This window comes from Enterobacter sp. R-25, assembly GCF_049913205.1.
GTDB classification, from domain to species: domain Bacteria; phylum Pseudomonadota; class Gammaproteobacteria; order Enterobacterales; family Enterobacteriaceae; genus Enterobacter; species Enterobacter ludwigii.
The window spans coordinates 4,612,903-4,631,257 of record NZ_CP183982.1 but is presented as its reverse complement, the minus strand read 5'-3'; the positions used below and the strand labels follow the sequence as shown (position 1 = coordinate 4,631,257).

The 18,355-nt window shown below is 54.3% G+C and carries 11 protein-coding genes, 4 tRNA genes, 3 rRNA genes and 1 riboswitch; of the genes, 15 read left to right on the top strand and 3 right to left on the bottom strand.

The features are described from left to right. Nucleotides 1-143: 143 nt before the first annotated feature. A complete protein-coding gene (gene argE / locus ACN9MQ_RS22150) occupies nucleotides 144-1,295 on the bottom strand; it encodes an acetylornithine deacetylase (protein WP_020883942.1) in 1,152 nt (383 codons plus the stop codon). 88 nt (nucleotides 1,296-1,383) lie between these two features. Here argE and argC point away from each other — a divergent pair, with 88 nt between their 5' ends. The 4 genes from argC to oxyR all read left to right on the top strand — a co-directional run bounded on the left by argC (nucleotide 1,384) and on the right by oxyR (nucleotide 5,868). Beyond that, nucleotides 1,384-2,388, top strand: coding sequence for an N-acetyl-gamma-glutamyl-phosphate reductase (argC, locus tag ACN9MQ_RS22145; protein ID WP_032679234.1), 1,005 nt, complete (start codon nucleotides 1,384-1,386; stop codon nucleotides 2,386-2,388). A gap of 6 nt (nucleotides 2,389-2,394) precedes the next feature. Then, a complete protein-coding gene (gene argB, locus ACN9MQ_RS22140) occupies nucleotides 2,395-3,171 on the top strand; it encodes an acetylglutamate kinase (protein ID WP_086462987.1) in 777 nt (258 codons plus the stop codon). 78 nt (nucleotides 3,172-3,249) lie between these two features. After that, the gene (gene argH, locus ACN9MQ_RS22135; RefSeq protein WP_014172177.1) at nucleotides 3,250-4,623 is read left to right on the top strand and encodes an argininosuccinate lyase; all 1,374 of its coding nucleotides are present in this window, start codon (nucleotides 3,250-3,252) and stop codon (nucleotides 4,621-4,623) included. Between the two features lie 327 nt (nucleotides 4,624-4,950). After that, on the top strand, nucleotides 4,951-5,868 hold the full coding sequence (oxyR, locus tag ACN9MQ_RS22130; RefSeq protein WP_014172176.1) for a DNA-binding transcriptional regulator OxyR: 918 nt from the start codon (nucleotides 4,951-4,953) through the stop codon (nucleotides 5,866-5,868). Here the strand turns inward: oxyR and sthA are convergent. After that, nucleotides 5,851-7,251 carry a Si-specific NAD(P)(+) transhydrogenase gene (sthA, locus tag ACN9MQ_RS22125; RefSeq protein ID WP_014172175.1) on the bottom strand — a complete coding sequence of 467 codons (1,401 nt, stop codon included), beginning with the start codon at nucleotides 7,249-7,251 and terminating at the stop codon, nucleotides 5,851-5,853. The two genes, oxyR and sthA, sit on opposite strands and share 18 nt — an antisense overlap. A gap of 196 nt (nucleotides 7,252-7,447) precedes the next feature. Here sthA and fabR point away from each other — a divergent pair, with 196 nt between their 5' ends. Both fabR and ACN9MQ_RS22115 read left to right on the top strand, forming a co-directional pair. Further along, nucleotides 7,448-8,086 carry an HTH-type transcriptional repressor FabR gene (fabR, locus tag ACN9MQ_RS22120; RefSeq protein WP_008501784.1) on the top strand — a complete coding sequence of 213 codons (639 nt, stop codon included), beginning with the start codon at nucleotides 7,448-7,450 and terminating at the stop codon, nucleotides 8,084-8,086. A gap of 9 nt (nucleotides 8,087-8,095) precedes the next feature. After that, the gene (locus ACN9MQ_RS22115) at nucleotides 8,096-8,455 is read left to right on the top strand and encodes a YijD family membrane protein (protein ID WP_020883939.1); all 360 of its coding nucleotides are present in this window, start codon (nucleotides 8,096-8,098) and stop codon (nucleotides 8,453-8,455) included. A gap of 41 nt (nucleotides 8,456-8,496) precedes the next feature. On the opposite strand, the gene trmA is transcribed toward ACN9MQ_RS22115, so the two are convergent. Then, complete coding sequence (gene trmA, locus ACN9MQ_RS22110) at nucleotides 8,497-9,597, bottom strand: tRNA (uridine(54)-C5)-methyltransferase TrmA (RefSeq protein ID WP_032679233.1); 1,101 nt, start codon at nucleotides 9,595-9,597, stop codon at nucleotides 8,497-8,499. Between the two features lie 104 nt (nucleotides 9,598-9,701). Beyond that, nucleotides 9,702-9,877: riboswitch (cobalamin riboswitch) on the top strand. Nucleotides 9,878-9,943: 66 nt separating this feature from the next. On the opposite strand from trmA, the gene btuB reads away from it, so the two are divergent. The 9 genes from btuB to ACN9MQ_RS22065 all read left to right on the top strand — a co-directional run bounded on the left by btuB (nucleotide 9,944) and on the right by ACN9MQ_RS22065 (nucleotide 18,296). Beyond that, nucleotides 9,944-11,791 carry a TonB-dependent vitamin B12 receptor BtuB gene (btuB, locus tag ACN9MQ_RS22105; protein WP_032679232.1) on the top strand — a complete coding sequence of 616 codons (1,848 nt, stop codon included), beginning with the start codon at nucleotides 9,944-9,946 and terminating at the stop codon, nucleotides 11,789-11,791. Beyond that, nucleotides 11,736-12,587 carry a glutamate racemase gene (murI, locus tag ACN9MQ_RS22100; protein WP_020883936.1) on the top strand — a complete coding sequence of 284 codons (852 nt, stop codon included), beginning with the start codon at nucleotides 11,736-11,738 and terminating at the stop codon, nucleotides 12,585-12,587. The genes btuB and murI overlap by 56 nt, the downstream gene beginning before the upstream one ends. Nucleotides 12,588-12,970: 383 nt before the next feature. Then, a 16S ribosomal RNA gene (locus ACN9MQ_RS22095) occupies nucleotides 12,971-14,510 on the top strand. Nucleotides 14,511-14,580: 70 nt separating this feature from the next. Beyond that, a tRNA-Ile gene (locus ACN9MQ_RS22090) sits at nucleotides 14,581-14,657 on the top strand. 38 nt (nucleotides 14,658-14,695) lie between these two features. Then, nucleotides 14,696-14,771, top strand: a tRNA-Ala gene (locus ACN9MQ_RS22085). A gap of 180 nt (nucleotides 14,772-14,951) precedes the next feature. Beyond that, nucleotides 14,952-17,856 (top strand): 23S ribosomal RNA (locus ACN9MQ_RS22080). 63 nt (nucleotides 17,857-17,919) lie between these two features. Further along, a 5S ribosomal RNA gene (rrf, locus tag ACN9MQ_RS22075) occupies nucleotides 17,920-18,035 on the top strand. The 16S, 23S and 5S rRNA genes sit together here with 4 tRNA genes alongside, the layout of an rRNA operon. Nucleotides 18,036-18,090: 55 nt before the next feature. After that, nucleotides 18,091-18,167, top strand: a tRNA-Asp gene (locus ACN9MQ_RS22070). A gap of 53 nt (nucleotides 18,168-18,220) precedes the next feature. Further along, nucleotides 18,221-18,296 (top strand) — tRNA-Trp (locus tag ACN9MQ_RS22065). Nucleotides 18,297-18,355: the final 59 nt, after the last annotated feature.

The following is an 18,355-nucleotide window of genomic DNA, read 5'->3' as shown; positions in this document are numbered from 1 at the left end:
AACGAATAAATGTGGGTAATTTACGAAATTTAATTCGCTTTGCGTCAGATAAGAGATGCTTATGGGAATGTGACGAAGATCGCGGGATTTGTTGCCCTTACCCTGACCCTCTCCCACCGGGAGAGGGAACCCTCAGGGGCATTTTAATGCCAGCAGAAGTGATGCACGACCTGGGTAATCAGTTCACGGGTCGGTTTGATAAAGCGCGTTTCCAGATATTCATCCGGCTGGTGAGCCTGGTTGATGGAACCCGGGCCAAGCACCAGCGTAGGACACAGGGTCTGAATAAACGGTGCTTCGGTGCAATAGTTCACCACGTCGGTTTTCTCGCCGAGCAGCTTTTCCACGACTTCAACCAGTTGATGATCCGGTGGACATTCGTAGCCAGGGATCGGCGGATGAAGCTCGGAGACCGTCAGGCGGCCCGGCCAGCGCTCGCTGACCGGCGCCAGCGCTTCGGTCAACAGGCCGTCGAGATCGCTCAGCGTCATGCCCGGCAGCGGACGGATATCCATATGCAGTTCGCAGCAGGCGCAGATACGGTTGGATGCATCGCCACCGTGCAGGCTGCCGAGGTTCAGCGTCGGGTAAGGCACGGTGAATGCGTCGTAGTGATAACGCTCTTTCAGCGAGTCGCGCAACTGCATGATGCGGCCGATGGCGTCGTGCATCAGTTCGATGGCGTTGACGCCGCGCGCCGGATCGCTGGAGTGGCCTGACTGGCCCAGCACGCGCACCGCCGTGGAGATATGGCCCTTGTGGGCGCGGATTGGCTGCAGTGACGTTGGTTCACCAATAATGGCGCAATCCGGGCGAATTGAGGTGTTTTCAGAGAAGTAGCGCGCCCCGGCCATGCTGGTCTCTTCATCGGCAGTGGCCAGAATGTAGAGCGGTTTCTTCAGCGTTGTCACGTCCACGTCACGCAGCGCATCGAGGATAAAAGCAAAAAAGCCTTTCATGTCGGCGGTGCCCAGACCGTAAAGCTTGTTGTCATGCTCGGTCAGGGTGAACGGATCGCGCGTCCAGCGACCATCGTCAAAGGGAACGGTATCGGTATGACCGGCCAGCAGCAGGCCGCCGGCACCCTGTCCGGTACTGGCGAGCAGGTTAAATTTATGGCGTGTTCCGGGGACGGGCTGAACCTCAACGTTAAACCCAATATCGCTAAACCAACCTGCCAGCAGATTGATTAAAGACTCATTGCTCTGATCCAGCGCTTCTTCGGTCGCACTGATGGAGGGTGTGGCAATCAGGGCGCGGTAAATCTCGATAAATGGCGGTAAGTTCATTTTCATTGTTGACACACCTTAGGTCGTGATAGTATCAATATTCATGCAATAAATGTGAATAAAAATACATTAACGTTGAGCATAAAGGAACCCGATGTTGAATACGCTGATTGTAGGCGCTAGCGGTTATGCGGGCGCAGAGCTTGTAAGCTACGTGAATCGCCATCCTCATATGACCATAACCGCTTTGACCGTGTCAGCGCAAAGCAATGATGCAGGAAAGTTAATTTCCGATTTGCATCCGCAACTTAAAGGCATTGTTGATCTGCCGCTGCAGCCAATGTCTGACATCCGCGCGTTCACCGACGGCGTCGACGTGGTGTTTTTAGCTACCGCGCACGAAGTCAGCCACGACCTGGTTCCGCACTGTCTGGCGGCCGGCTGTGTGGTGTTCGACCTCTCCGGCGCCTTCCGTGTGAATGACGGCGCGTTCTACGAAAAATATTACGGTTTCACCCATCAACACCCTGAGCTGCTGGAAAAAGCGGTATACGGCCTGGCGGAGTGGAGCACAGATAAACTGAAGGAAGCGGATCTGGTTGCCGTGCCGGGCTGTTATCCGACGGCGGCACAGCTTTCTCTGAAGCCGCTGATCGACGCAGACCTGCTGGATCTGAACCAGTGGCCGGTGATCAACGCCACCAGTGGTGTCAGCGGCGCGGGGCGTAAAGCCGCTATCGCTAACAGCTTCTGCGAAGTGAGCCTTCAGCCGTATGGCGTGTTCAATCACCGCCATCACCCTGAAATCACGACGCATCTGGGTGCGGATGTCATCTTCACGCCGCATCTGGGCAGCTTCCCGCGTGGGATCCTCGAAACCATCACCTGCCGCCTGAAACCCGGCGTGACCCACGAACAGGTGAGCGAAGCCTTTACGCAGGCCTATGCGGACAAACCGCTGGTGCGCCTGTACGACAAAGGCGTGCCGGCGCTGAAAAACGTGGTTGGCCTGCCATTCTGCGACATTGGCTTTGCCGTGCAGGGTGAGCACCTGATTGTGGTGGCTGCGGAAGATAACTTACTTAAAGGCGCTGCCGCGCAGGCAATGCAGTGTGCAAATATTCGTTTCGGTTTCCCGGAAACCCAGGCTCTTATTTAAGGTGTGATGATGAACCCATTAATTATCAAACTCGGTGGTGTACTGCTGGACAGCGAAGAAGCGCTGGAGCGTCTTTTTACCGCGCTGGTGAACTATCGCGAATCACACCAACGTCCGCTGGTGATTGTGCACGGCGGCGGCTGCGTGGTTGATGAGCTGATGAAAGGGCTCAACCTGCCGGTGAAAAAGAAAAATGGCCTGCGCGTCACGCCTGCTGACCAGATTGATATTATTACCGGTGCCCTGGCGGGGACGGCGAACAAAACGCTGCTGGCGTGGGCGAAGAAACACCATATCGCCTCTGTCGGCCTGTGTCTGGGCGATGGTGACAGCGTAAAAGTGACCCAGCTCGACGAAGAGCTCGGACACGTTGGACTGGCACAGCCTGGTTCGCCTAAGCTGATTAACATGCTGCTGGAAGGAGGATTCCTGCCGGTGGTGAGCTCTATCGGGGTGACCGAAGAGGGCGAGCTGATGAACGTCAATGCAGACCAGGCGGCAACGGCTCTGGCGGCTACGCTGGGCGCGGACCTGATTCTGCTCTCTGACGTAAGCGGTATTCTCGACGGCAAAGGCCAGCGTATTGCGGAAATGACCGCAGCGAAAGCCGAACAGCTTATCGAGCAGGGCATTATTACCGACGGCATGATCGTCAAAGTCAATGCGGCGCTGGATGCCGCGCGTACGCTTGGACGTCCGGTGGACATCGCGTCCTGGCGCCATGCGGAGCAACTCCCGGCGTTGTTTAACGGCACGCCGATTGGCACGCGTATTCTGGCGTAAGCAATTTACCGATTCTGCAGGCCCGGTCAGCGCAGCGCAGCCGGGCAATGAAATTCAAAGATATTAAGGAAGCATGTTATGGCACTTTGGGGTGGGCGTTTTACACAGGCAGCGGATCAGCGGTTCAAACAGTTCAACGACTCTTTGCGCTTCGACTACCGCCTGGCCGAGCAGGATATCGTCGGCTCTGTGGCCTGGTCCAAAGCGCTGGTCACCGTGGGCGTCCTGACCGCAGACGAACAGCTGCAGCTGGAAGAGGCGCTGAATAACCTGCTGGAAGAGGTGCGTCTGGACCCGCAGCAGATCCTCGCCAGCGATGCGGAAGATATTCACAGCTGGGTGGAAGGGAAACTCATCGATAAAGTCGGCCAGCTGGGTAAAAAACTGCATACCGGGCGTAGCCGTAACGACCAGGTCGCGACTGATCTGAAATTGTGGTGTAAAGATACCGTTGGTGAACTGCTGGCAGCCAACCGTCAGCTACAGGGCGCGCTGGTGGAAACCGCGCAGAACAACCAGGACGCGGTGATGCCGGGTTATACCCACCTGCAGCGCGCGCAGCCGGTAACCTTTGCGCACTGGTGTCTGGCCTACGTTGAGATGCTGGCGCGTGATGAAAGCCGTCTGCAGGATACCCTGAAGCGTCTGGACGTGAGCCCGCTGGGCAGCGGTGCGCTGGCAGGGACGGCCTATGAAATCGACCGTGACCAGCTGGCAGGCTGGCTGGGCTTTGCTTCAGCCACCCGTAACAGCCTGGACAGCGTCTCTGACCGTGATCACGTGCTGGAGCTGCTTTCCAATGCGTCTATCGGCATGGTGCATCTGTCGCGCTTTGCCGAAGACCTGATTTTCTTCAACTCCGGTGAAGCCGGGTTTGTTGAGCTGTCTGACCGCGTGACGTCAGGCTCCTCCCTGATGCCACAGAAGAAAAACCCGGATGCGCTGGAGCTTATCCGCGGTAAGTGTGGCCGTGTGCAGGGCGCGCTGACCGGCATGATGATGACCCTGAAAGGGCTGCCGCTGGCGTATAACAAAGATATGCAGGAAGACAAAGAAGGGCTGTTCGACGCGCTCGATACCTGGCTGGACTGCCTGCATATGGGCGCGCTGGTGCTGGATGGCATTCAGGTGAAACGCCCGCGTTGTCAGGAAGCGGCGCAGCAGGGCTATGCAAACTCGACCGAGCTTGCCGATTACCTGGTGGCGAAAGGCGTACCGTTCCGTGAAGCGCACCACATTGTCGGTGAAGCGGTGGTTGAAGCCATTCGTCAGGGTAAGGCACTGGAAGCGTTGCCGCTGACCGACCTGCAGAAATTCAGTGCGGTTATCGGTGATGATGTGTATCCGATTCTGGCGTTGCAGTCTTGTCTGGATAAGCGTGCAGCGAAAGGCGGCGTGTCACCGAAGCAAGTCGCGCAGGCGATTGCGGATGCGAAAAACCGGCTGGTTTGATGAGTGCGGGCTGGTGCCCTCACCCCGGCCCTCTCCCACGGGGAGAGGGAGTAAACACTAAAAATGGCAACTTCGGTTGCCATTTTGCTTTTATCCCCGGCCTTTTTTACGCAAAAAAAATGCGGACCACGGGGTCCGCAAAAGTTCACGTTGGCTTTAGTTGTTCGAGTTTTGAGAGAAACTCGCTGACGGTGCGGGGACGTCAAGGGTCAAACACGTGCCGCCTCGTCTATGTGGTGTATTATTCAACAGAATGCTTGATAGGGATAATCGTTCGTTGCTATGCTATCTATCGCCATGAACTATCGTGGCGACGGAGGATGAATAATGAATATTCGTGATCTTGAATACCTGGTAGCGTTAGCCGAGCACCGCCATTTTCGCCGCGCGGCAGATTCCTGCCACGTCAGCCAGCCTACCCTGAGCGGCCAGATCCGCAAGCTGGAAGACGAGCTGGGCGTGATGCTGCTGGAGCGCACCAGTCGTAAGGTACTGTTCACCCAGGCAGGTCTGCTGCTGGTGGATCAGGCGCGCACCGTGCTGCGCGAGGTCAAAGTGCTCAAGGAAATGGCAAGCCAGCAGGGGGAGGCAATGTCCGGCCCGTTGCATATTGGCCTGATCCCAACCGTTGGCCCGTACCTGTTGCCGCACATCATTCCAATGCTGCATCAGACGTTCCCGAAACTCGAAATGTATCTGCATGAAGCGCAAACCCATCAGCTGCTGGCGCAGTTAGACAGCGGCAAGCTCGACTGTGCCATTCTGGCGCTGGTCAAAGAGAGCGAAGCTTTTATCGAAGTGCCGCTGTTTGATGAGCCCATGATGCTGGCGATCTATGAAGATCACCCGTGGGCGAACCGCGATCGCGTGCCGATGGCCGATCTGGCCGGTGAAAAACTGCTGATGCTGGAAGATGGTCACTGCCTGCGCGATCAGGCGATGGGCTTCTGCTTCGAAGCGGGTGCTGACGAGGATACCCATTTCCGCGCAACCAGCCTTGAAACGCTGCGGAATATGGTGGCGGCGGGCAGTGGGATCACATTGCTGCCGGCACTGGCCGTGCCGCGCGAACGTAAACGTGACGGCGTGGTTTATCTGCCATGCATTAAACCAGAGCCACGTCGTACCATTGGTCTGGTTTATCGTCCGGGTTCACCGCTGCGCAGCCGCTATGAGCAGCTGGCAGAGGCCATCCGTGGTTCGATGGATGGCCATTTTGACAATGCGTTAAAACAGGCGGTTTAAACCGTTCAGTGCCGCGACCCGATAGGCTTCCGCCATGGTCGGGTAGTTGAAGGTGGTGTTAACGAAGTACTCGATGGTGTTACCACCACCTTTTTGCTCCATGATCGCCTGGCCGATATGAATAATCTCCGCCGCGCGTTCACCAAAGCAGTGAATACCGAGGATCTCTTTCGTCTCGCGATGGAACAGGATCTTCAGCGTACCCACGCTCATTCCCACGATTTGCGCCCTCGCCAGATGTTTAAACTGTGCGCGACCCACCTCGTAAGGCACCTTCATTGACGTCAGCTGCTGCTCGGTTTTCCCGACGGAGCTGATTTCCGGGATGGTATAAATACCTGTCGGAATATCTTCGATCAGATGTGCCGTCGCTTCGCCTTTCACCAGCGCCTGCGCCGCGATGCGTCCCTGATCGTATGCTGCAGAAGCCAGGCTTGGATAACCGATAACATCACCGACGGCATACACATGCGGCAGGGCTGTCTGGTACATGCTGTTCACCTTCAGCTGACCGCGGCTGTCGGTTTCGAGCCCGATATTTTCCAGAGCCAGAGAATCGGTGTTACCGGTACGGCCGTTGGCGTACAGCAGGCAGTCAGCTTTCAGCTTCTTGCCCGATTTCAGATGCATGATCACACCGTCGTCGCAGCCTTCAATTTTCTCGTACTCTTCGTTGTGGCGAATCACCACGCCGCTGTTCCAGAAGTGGTAAGAGAGCGAGTCTGACATTTCCTGATCGAGGAAGGCCAGCAGGCGGTCGCGGGTGTTGATCAGGTCAACTTTCACGTCCATGCCCCGGAAGATCGACGCATATTCGCAGCCAATCACCCCTGCGCCATAGATAATCACATGACGGGGTTCGTGGTGCAGGCTCAGGATGGAGTCGCTGTCGTAAATGCGCGGGTGGGAGAAGTCCACGTCTGCCGGATGGTACGGGCGTGAACCACAGGCGATAACAAATTTTTCCGCCGTGATGGTTTCGACCGACCCGTCGTGGCATTCGAGCGCCAGGGTGTGTTCATCAACAAAGTGCGCATTGCCCTGCAAAATTTCACAGTGGTTACGCTCATAAAACCCCTGGCGCATCCGTGTCTGCTGGTTAATAACGGTATCCGCATGATTCAGGATGTCAGCAAAGGAGGAACGAAGAAGTCGGGAGTGGTCGCTGTAAAGAGGGTTCTGGTTAAATTCAATAATGCGGCTAACGGCATGGCGGAGGGCTTTGGAAGGGATGGTGCCCCAATGGGTGCAACCGCCGCCAACGTTATGGTAGCGCTCTATCACCGCTACTCTGGCTCCCTGTTTCACCAGTCCCATAGCAGCGCCTTCGCCGCCGGGGCCGGAACCTATCACAATTGCGTCGTAATCGTAGGAATGTGGCATGGTAAGGCTTACCTGTTCTTATACATAAAAGCAACAGAATCATAACATCATTGCCCGAGTAACCCAATTATCGTTGTGCTTTTTTCCGGCAGTGGAGCACAAACCGTACGTAAACAATCATTCACAAAGCCAGGCAAACAGATTAATTTTATTCTCTGGTATAGTGCCATCAGGCCTTTGGAAGGATTCAACTATCGTGATGGGCGTAAGAGCACAACAAAAAGAGAAAACCCGGCGTTCGCTGGTGGAAGCCGCATTCAGTCAACTGAGTGCCGAGCGTAGTTTTGCCAGTTTAAGCCTGCGTGAAGTTGCGCGCGAGGCCGGGATTGCGCCAACGTCCTTCTACCGTCATTTCCGTGATGTGGATGAACTGGGTCTGACCATGGTCGACGAGAGCGGACTGATGCTGCGTCAGCTTATGCGCCAGGCGCGGCAGCGTATCGCTAAAGGGGGGAGCGTGATCCGCACCTCTGTGTCGACCTTTATGGAATTTATTGGCAATAACCCCAACGCGTTTCGCCTGCTGTTGCGGGAACGTTCCGGAACATCAGCCGCGTTCCGTGCCGCTGTGGCGCGTGAAATTCAGCATTTTATCGCGGAACTTGCCGACTATCTTGAACTCGAAAACCATATGCCGCGTGCGTTCACTGAAGCACAGGCTGAGGCGATGGTGACGATTGTTTTCAGCGCGGGTGCCGAAGCGCTGGATGTCAGCATCGAACAACGCAAGCAGCTCGAAGAGCGACTGGTATTACAGCTCAGGATGATCTCCAAAGGCGCGTACTACTGGTATCGCCGTGAACAAGAGAAACTGGCACATCAAACCGAAGAGTGAAGGTGAGTAATGAAACAGTCAGGTCAGGATAAGGGTACGCTGTTGCTGGCATTGATCGCTGGCTTATCAATTAATGGCACGTTTGCGGCTGTGTTCAGCTCGATCGTTCCATTTTCTATTTTCCCGCTTATTGCGCTGGTGCTGACGGTGTACTGTCTGCATCAGCGTTACCTGAACCGCACCATGCCGGTCGGGTTGCCTGGGCTGGCCGCGGCCTGCTTTATTCTTGGCGTGTTGCTGTATAGCACCGTGGTGCGTGCAGAGTATCCGGATATCGGTTCTAACTTCCTGCCGGCGGTACTTTCTGTGGCACTGGTGTTCTGGATTGGCTCGCGCATGCGTAGCCGCAAGCACGAGCTGCCGGAGTAAGAGAGTGTGATGGCAGGCAGGTTGACCTGCCTGCCATCACGTTACTTCGCGGTAAGAAGTACGCCGCACTCCATATGGTGCGTATACGGGAACTGATCGAAGAGAGCCAGACGTTCAACATTGTGCGTCTGGCTTAATGTTTCGAGGTTCTTGCACAGCGTTTCCGGGTTACAGGATATGTACAAAATACGCGGGTACGCCTGCACCATCTTCTCGGTTTCGCTGTCCAGGCCACTGCGCGGCGGATCGACAAAAATCGTCTCACACTGGTAACTCTTCAGATCGATCCCCTCCAGGCGATTAAACTGGCGTACGCCATTCATGGCCTGCGTGAACTCTTCTGCAGACATACGAATGATCTGCACATTGTCGATGTGATTGGCGGCAATGTTGTACTGTGCAGCGGCAACGGACGGCTTGGCAATCTCCGTCGCCAGGACGCGCTCAAAGTTACGCGCCAGCGCCAGGGAGAAGTTGCCGTTCCCGCAGTACAGCTCTAGCAGATCGCCCTTTGACCCTTCGGTCGCCTTCAGCGCCCAGTCCAGCATCTGTACGTTCATTGCTGCGTTTGGCTGGGTAAAGCTGTTCTCAACCTGGCGGTACACCATCTCTTTTCCCGCCACCGACAGACGTTCGTCGATGAAATCCTGATCCAGCATGATTTTGGTTTTTGTTGCACGACCAATCAGGTGAACATTGATGTTCTGCGCGCGCAGGGCATCGCGCAGCGCTTCTGCCTGCTCGCGCCATTCGTCATTCAGCGCTTTGTGATACAGCAGAGAGACGATCGCCTGGTTGCTTTGTGTGGTCAGATAATCAATCTGGAACAGCTTGTGGCGCAGCACAGGGTTGTTGCGTACGCCGTCGATCATCAGCGTCATGAGCTGGTTGATGAGTTCACTCGCCGCCGGGAAACTGTCAACCCGAATGCGGGACTTCGTCTGCTGATCGAAAATGATGTGGTACAGGTCGTCACCGTCGTGCCAGATGCGGAATTCCGCACGCATGCGGTAGTGGCTAACGGGCGAGCGGAACACCTCAGGAACGGGCGCGTTGAAAGGCGTCATCATACTTTGCAGGCGGACAACTTTCTCTGCCAGCTGTGCGTCGTACTGTTCTGTTGGGAGGTGTTCGGGGGTCATGATGCGTCCTGAGTGATAAAGAATTACGCGGGGATTGTAGGGATTGTGCAGTGGATGTCCAGATTTAATGGCCAATAGCTATCTGGACATCTATACGTGTCTAATTGTAGCATTCTGTTTCCGGTCTCCTGAGAGTGAAAAGGGAATCCAGTGAAAATCTGGAGCTGACGCGCAGCGGTAAAGACTGGCGGGATGAGAATTGTAGACACTGTGAAAATGGGAAGTCTTCATCCGCAAAACGCCACCTAGCCCGAAGACCTGCCGGGATCACGTCGCATTTGGTTTCGTCATCGCGTGCTATAGATGAAGCCTGCGGCATCCTTCTTATATTGTGGATGCTTTAACAATGATTAAAAAAGTATCGCTGTTGACGGCGTTGTCCGTCACGGCATTTTCGGGCTGGGCGCAGGATAGCGCCGACTCGTTGGTGGTGACAGCAAACCGTTTTGAGCAACCTGTTAATACCGTTCTTGCACCAACGTCTGTGGTGACGCGCGAGGATATTGATCGCTGGCAGGCAAACACCGTCATTGACGTTATGCGTCGCTTGCCTGGCGTGGATACCGCTCAAAACGGCGGAATGGGGCAACTTTCCTCTCTCTTTATTCGGGGGACTAATTCCAGTCATGTTCTTATTCTTGTCGACGGGATCCGTCTTAACCAGGCTGGGGTAACGGGGTCGTCCGATCTCAGTCAGTTCCCGATCGCCCTGGTGCAGCGCATTGAATATATTCGCGGGCCACGCTCTGCAGTCTATGGTTCTGATGCGATTGGTGGCGTAGTGAACATTATTACTACCCGCGCAAAGGACGGCACGACGTTGAATGCGGGCGTAGGCTCGCATGGCTACCAAAATTACGGCGGCAGCACCCAGCAAACCCTGGGTGACAGCACGCGCGTGACGCTGGCGGGTGATTATACCTATACCAAAGGCTTTGACGTGGTCGCGGATGGCAACAACGGTGGTCTGGCCCAGACCGATCGTGACGGCTTTATGAATAAAACCCTCTACGGTGCGCTGGAGCATGCTTTCTCTGATCAGTGGAGTGGGTTCGTTCGCGGCTATGGCTACAGCAACCGTACCGCCTATGACGGCTATTACAGTTCATTTACGCCTGATGTTTTGGTTGATACCCGTCAGCTCTATAGCCAGACCTGGGACGCTGGACTGCGCTTTAATAATGACATCTTCCATTCACAACTTCTCACCAGCTACAGCCACAGCAAAGATTATAACTACGACCCGCATCTGGGACGTTATGATTCCAATGCCACGCTGGATGAGATCAAACAGTACAACGTGCAGTGGACTAACTCCGTTGAGGTGGGCCATGGCAATATTGGCGCAGGTGTCGACTGGCAGAAGCAGAGCACCGAACCAGGAACAAGCTATGTCACAAACGGCTATGACCTGCGTAACACCGGCGTCTACCTGACTGCACTGCAGCAGTTTGGCGACTTTACCCTGGAAGGGGCAGCGCGTAGCGACGATAACTCTCAGTTTGGTCGCCATGGCACCTGGCAGAGCAGTGCGGGCTGGGAGTTCATTGAAGGTTATCGATTCATTGCCTCGTATGGCACTGCCTATAAAGCACCCAACCTCGGGCAGTTGTATGGTTTCTATGGCAACGACCATCTTGATCCTGAGGAGAGTAAACAGTGGGAAGGCGCGTTCGAAGGCCTGACGGCTGGCGTAAACTGGCGCGTATCGGCCTATCGCAATGACGTTGATAACCTGATCGACTTTAATAACAACCTTCAGGAATACTACAACGTAGGCAAGGCGCGTATTAAAGGGGTTGAAGCCACAGCGTCCTTTGATACAGGTCCACTGACTCATACGGTTGGTTACGATTACGTGGATGCACGCAATGCGGCAACAAACCAGCTATTGGATCGCCGGGCTAAGCAGCAGGTGAAGTATCAGCTTGATACGCAGGTCTATGAATTCGACTGGAGCCTGACTTACCACTACCTGGGAACACGTTACGACACTGACTTTGGTACCTACCCGTCTGAAAAGGTGAAAATGGGCGGCGTAAGCCTGTGGGATGTCGCAGTTTCATATCCTGTCACCTCTCACCTTACAGTTCGTGGTAAAATAGCCAACCTGTTCGATAAAGATTACGAGACAGTTTATGGCTACCAAACTGCAGGACGGGAATACACCTTGTCTGGCAGCTACACCTTCTAATCCGCGTCCCACCGTGCTGGTATTTGATTCCGGCGTCGGTGGGCTTTCGGTCTATGATGAGATCCGACATCTTCTGCCGGATCTCCATTACATTTACGCCTTTGATAACGTCGCGTTCCCGTATGGGGAAAAGAGTGAAGACTTTATTGTTGAGCGTGTGGTTGAAATCGTCACCGCGGTACAAAAGCGTTATCCCCTCTCGCTGGCGGTCATCGCCTGTAACACGGCCAGTACAGTATCGCTTCCTGCATTGCGCGAAAAATTCCAGTTCCCGGTTGTGGGCGTTGTTCCTGCAATAAAGCCTGCCGCACGTCTGACGGCAAATGGCATTGTTGGTTTACTGGCAACGCGAGGCACGGTGAAGCGACCTTATACGCGCGAGTTAATCGACCGCTTTGCCAACGAATGCCAGATTGCGATGCTCGGTTCGGCGGAACTGGTCGAGATCGCCGAAGCGAAGCTGCACGGAAAGGCAGTGCCGCTCGAAGAATTGCGCCGTATTCTCCGCCCGTGGCTGCGGATGCCGGAGCCACCGGACACCGTTGTGCTGGGGTGTACCCATTTCCCTCTATTACAGGAAGAGTTATTAGAAGTTCTGCCTGAGGGCACGCGGCTGGTGGATTCGGGGGCGGCTATAGCCCGACGTACGGCCTGGTTGCTGGAACATGAAGCCCCGGATGCAAAATCTGCCGATGCAAACATCGCTTTTTGTATGGCCATCACCAACGAGACCGAGCAACTTTTGCCCGTTTTACGCCGTTATGGCTTTGAAACGCTCGAAAAACTGGCGCTGTAGCACGATTTTGAGCAAAAAAGAGACGGTTGAACGTTTTTTTTAAAAGAGGGGTTGTCAACGTCTGAGAACTCCCTATAATGCGCCTCCACTGACACGGAACAACGGCTTACAAGCCGCCGGGTTAGCGGGGTTCAGAGATGAACACCAACAGAGAAAAGCAAAAATAAATGCTTGACTCTGAATGAGGAAAACGTAATATACGTGACCTCGCGACGGTGAGCTGTAAGCCGCGTCGCAACTGCTCTTTAACAATTTATCAGACAATCTGTGTGGGCACTCAAAGTGACATGGATTCTTAATGTCTTCGGACACTAAATGAATACCAAGTCTCTGAGTGAACATACGTAATTCATTACGAAGTTTAATTCACGAGCATCAAACTTAAATTGAAGAGTTTGATCATGGCTCAGATTGAACGCTGGCGGCAGGCCTAACACATGCAAGTCGAACGGTAGCACAGAGAGCTTGCTCTCGGGTGACGAGTGGCGGACGGGTGAGTAATGTCTGGGAAACTGCCTGATGGAGGGGGATAACTACTGGAAACGGTAGCTAATACCGCATAACGTCGCAAGACCAAAGAGGGGGACCTTCGGGCCTCTTGCCATCAGATGTGCCCAGATGGGATTAGCTAGTAGGTGGGGTAATGGCTCACCTAGGCGACGATCCCTAGCTGGTCTGAGAGGATGACCAGCCACACTGGAACTGAGACACGGTCCAGACTCCTACGGGAGGCAGCAGTGGGGAATATTGCACAATGGGCGCAAGCCTGATGCAGCCATGCCGCGTGTATGAAGAAGGCCTTCGGGTTGTAAAGTACTTTCAGCGGGGAGGAAGGTGTTGCGGTTAATAACCACAGCAATTGACGTTACCCGCAGAAGAAGCACCGGCTAACTCCGTGCCAGCAGCCGCGGTAATACGGAGGGTGCAAGCGTTAATCGGAATTACTGGGCGTAAAGCGCACGCAGGCGGTCTGTCAAGTCGGATGTGAAATCCCCGGGCTCAACCTGGGAACTGCATTCGAAACTGGCAGGCTAGAGTCTTGTAGAGGGGGGTAGAATTCCAGGTGTAGCGGTGAAATGCGTAGAGATCTGGAGGAATACCGGTGGCGAAGGCGGCCCCCTGGACAAAGACTGACGCTCAGGTGCGAAAGCGTGGGGAGCAAACAGGATTAGATACCCTGGTAGTCCACGCCGTAAACGATGTCGACTTGGAGGTTGTGCCCTTGAGGCGTGGCTTCCGGAGCTAACGCGTTAAGTCGACCGCCTGGGGAGTACGGCCGCAAGGTTAAAACTCAAATGAATTGACGGGGGCCCGCACAAGCGGTGGAGCATGTGGTTTAATTCGATGCAACGCGAAGAACCTTACCTACTCTTGACATCCAGAGAACTTAGCAGAGATGCTTTGGTGCCTTCGGGAACTCTGAGACAGGTGCTGCATGGCTGTCGTCAGCTCGTGTTGTGAAATGTTGGGTTAAGTCCCGCAACGAGCGCAACCCTTATCCTTTGTTGCCAGCGGTCCGGCCGGGAACTCAAAGGAGACTGCCAGTGATAAACTGGAGGAAGGTGGGGATGACGTCAAGTCATCATGGCCCTTACGAGTAGGGCTACACACGTGCTACAATGGCGCATACAAAGAGAAGCGAACTCGCGAGAGCAAGCGGACCTCATAAAGTGCGTCGTAGTCCGGATTGGAGTCTGCAACTCGACTCCATGAAGTCGGAATCGCTAGTAATCGTAGATCAGAATGCTACGGTGAATACGTTCCCGGGCCTTGTACACACCGCCCGTCACACCATGGGAGTGGGTTGCAAAAGAAGTAGGTAGCTTAACCTTCGGGAGGGCGCTTACCACTTTGTGATTCATGACTGGGGTGAAGTCGTAACAAGGTAACCGTAGGGGAACCTGCGGTTGGATCACCTCCTTACCTTAAAGAACCTGCCTTTGTAGTGCTCACACAGATTGTCTGATGAAAAACAGCAGTAAAAAACCTCTACAGGCTTGTAGCTCAGGTGGTTAGAGCGCACCCCTGATAAGGGTGAGGTCGGTGGTTCAAGTCCACTCAGGCCTACCAAATCTGTCATGCAGATTTGAAGAGGTTGGTCATACGATGGGGCTATAGCTCAGCTGGGAGAGCGCCTGCTTTGCACGCAGGAGGTCTGCGGTTCGATCCCGCATAGCTCCACCATCTTTTACTGCGAAAACAAGAAAACTTCAGAGTGAACCTGAAAAGGTGCACTGCGAAGTTTTGCTCTTTAAAAATCTGGATCAAGCTGAAAATTGAAACGACACACATGTTATGTGTGTTCGAGTCTCTCAAATTTTCGCAAGCCGGTGATGAATCGAAAGAAACATCTTCGGGTTGTGAGGTTAAGCGACTAAGCGTACACGGTGGATGCCCTGGCAGTCAGAGGCGATGAAGGACGTGCTAATCTGCGAAAAGCGCCGGCGAGGTGATATGAACCTTTGACCCGGCGATGTCCGAATGGGGAAACCCAGTGTGTTCCGACACACTATCGTTAACTGAATACATAGGTTAACGAGGCGAACCGGGGGAACTGAAACATCTAAGTACCCCGAGGAAAAGAAATCAACCGAGATTCCCCCAGTAGCGGCGAGCGAACGGGGAGCAGCCCAGAGTCTGAATCAGCTTGTGTGTTAGTGGAAGCGTCTGGAAAGTCGCACGGTACAGGGTGACAGTCCCGTACACGAAAGCACACAGGCTGTGAACTCGAAGAGTAGGGCGGGACACGTGGTATCCTGTCTGAATATGGGGGGACCATCCTCCAAGGCTAAATACTCCTGACTGACCGATAGTGAACCAGTACCGTGAGGGAAAGGCGAAAAGAACCCCGGCGAGGGGAGTGAAAAAGAACCTGAAACCGTGTACGTACAAGCAGTGGGAGCCTCTTTATGGGGTGACTGCGTACCTTTTGTATAATGGGTCAGCGACTTATATTCTGTAGCAAGGTTAACCGTATAGGGGAGCCGAAGGGAAACCGAGTCTTAACTGGGCGTTAAGTTGCAGGGTATAGACCCGAAACCCGGTGATCTAGCCATGGGCAGGTTGAAGGTTGGGTAACACTAACTGGAGGACCGAACCGACTAATGTTGAAAAATTAGCGGATGACTTGTGGCTGGGGGTGAAAGGCCAATCAAACCGGGAGATAGCTGGTTCTCCCCGAAAGCTATTTAGGTAGCGCCTCGTGAACTCATCTTCGGGGGTAGAGCACTGTTTCGGCTAGGGGGCCATCCCGGCTTACCAACCCGATGCAAACTACGAATACCGAAGAATGTTATCACGGGAGACACACGGCGGGTGCTAACGTCCGTCGTGAAGAGGGAAACAACCCAGACCGCCAGCTAAGGTCCCAAAGTCATGGTTAAGTGGGAAACGATGTGGGAAGGCACAGACAGCCAGGATGTTGGCTTAGAAGCAGCCATCATTTAAAGAAAGCGTAATAGCTCACTGGTCGAGTCGGCCTGCGCGGAAGATGTAACGGGGCTAAACCATGCACCGAAGCTGCGGCAGCGACACTATGTGTTGTTGGGTAGGGGAGCGTTCTGTAAGCCGTTGAAGGTGTCCTGTGAGGGGTGCTGGAGGTATCAGAAGTGCGAATGCTGACATAAGTAACGATAAAGCGGGTGAAAAGCCCGCTCGCCGGAAGACCAAGGGTTCCTGTCCAACGTTAATCGGGGCAGGGTGAGTCGACCCCTAAGGCGAGGCCGAAAGGCGTAGTCGATGGGAAACAGGTTAATATTCCTGTACTTGGTGTTACTGCGAAGGGGGGACGGAGAAGGCTATGTTAGCCGGGCGACGGTTGTCCCGGTTTAAGCATGTAGGCGGAGGTTCCAGGTAAATCCGGTTCCTTGTTAACGCTGAGGTGTGATGACGAGGCACTACGGTGCTGAAGTAACAAATGCCCTGCTTCCAGGAAAAGCCTCTAAGCATCAGGTAACATCAAATCGTACCCCAAACCGACACAGGTGGTCAGGTAGAGAATACCAAGGCGCTTGAGAGAACTCGGGTGAAGGAACTAGGCAAAATGGTGCCGTAACTTCGGGAGAAGGCACGCTGATATGTAGGTGAAGCCCCTGCGGGTGGAGCTGAAATCAGTCGAAGATACCAGCTGGCTGCAACTGTTTATTAAAAACACAGCACTGTGCAAACACGAAAGTGGACGTATACGGTGTGACGCCTGCCCGGTGCCGGAAGGTTAATTGATGGGGTTAGCGGCAACGCGAAGCTCTTGATCGAAGCCCCGGTAAACGGCGGCCGTAACTATAACGGTCCTAAGGTAGCGAAATTCCTTGTCGGGTAAGTTCCGACCTGCACGAATGGCGTAATGATGGCCAGGCTGTCTCCACCCGAGACTCAGTGAAATTGAACTCGCTGTGAAGATGCAGTGTACCCGCGGCAAGACGGAAAGACCCCGTGAACCTTTACTATAGCTTGACACTGAACACTGGTCCTTGATGTGTAGGATAGGTGGGAGGCTTTGAAGCGTGGACGCCAGTCTGCGTGGAGCCAACCTTGAAATACCACCCTTTAATGGCTGGTGTTCTAACGTGGACCCGTGATCCGGGTTGCGGACAGTGTCTGGTGGGTAGTTTGACTGGGGCGGTCTCCTCCCAAAGAGTAACGGAGGAGCACGAAGGTTAGCTAATCCTGGTCGGACATCAGGAGGTTAGTGCAATGGCATAAGCTAGCTTGACTGCGAGAGTGACGGCTCGAGCAGGTGCGAAAGCAGGTCATAGTGATCCGGTGGTTCTGAATGGAAGGGCCATCGCTCAACGGATAAAAGGTACTCCGGGGATAACAGGCTGATACCGCCCAAGAGTTCATATCGACGGCGGTGTTTGGCACCTCGATGTCGGCTCATCACATCCTGGGGCTGAAGTAGGTCCCAAGGGTATGGCTGTTCGCCATTTAAAGTGGTACGCGAGCTGGGTTTAGAACGTCGTGAGACAGTTCGGTCCCTATCTGCCGTGGGCGCTGGAGAATTGAGGGGGGCTGCTCCTAGTACGAGAGGACCGGAGTGGACGCATCACTGGTGTTCGGGTTGTCATGCCAATGGCACTGCCCGGTAGCTAAATGCGGAAGAGATAAGTGCTGAAAGCATCTAAGCACGAAACTTGCCCCGAGATGAGTTCTCCCTGAGACTTTAAGTCTCCTGAAGGAACGTTGAAGACTACGACGTTGATAGGTCGGGTGTGTAAGCGCAGCGATGCGTTGAGCTAACCGATACTAATGAACCGTGAGGCTTAACCTTACAACGCCGAAGATGTTTTGGCGATGAGAGACGATTTTCAGCTGATACAGATTACAGAATTTGCCTGGCGGCTTTAGCGCGGTGGTCCCACCTGACCCCATGCCGAACTCAGAAGTGAAACGCCGTAGCGCCGATGGTAGTGTGGGGTCTCCCCATGTGAGAGTAGGGAACTGCCAGGCATCAAATTACGTAGTAAGCCGGTGCATAAATCCGGTGGTTACAGCAGTCTTCGGTGGAGCGGTAGTTCAGTCGGTTAGAATACCTGCCTGTCACGCAGGGGGTCGCGGGTTCGAGTCCCGTCCGTTCCGCCACTTATTAAGACATTAAGCCTGCCTACCCGGCAGGCTTAATGGCAAAAGACTTTAGGGGCGTAGCTCAGTTGGTAGAGCACCGGTCTCCAAAACCGGGTGTCGCGAGTTCGAGTCTCTCCGCCCCTGCCATATATAATCCTTTGCTTCGGCAAAGGATTTTTTTTTGCCTGAAAGACGCCGAGTCCCCT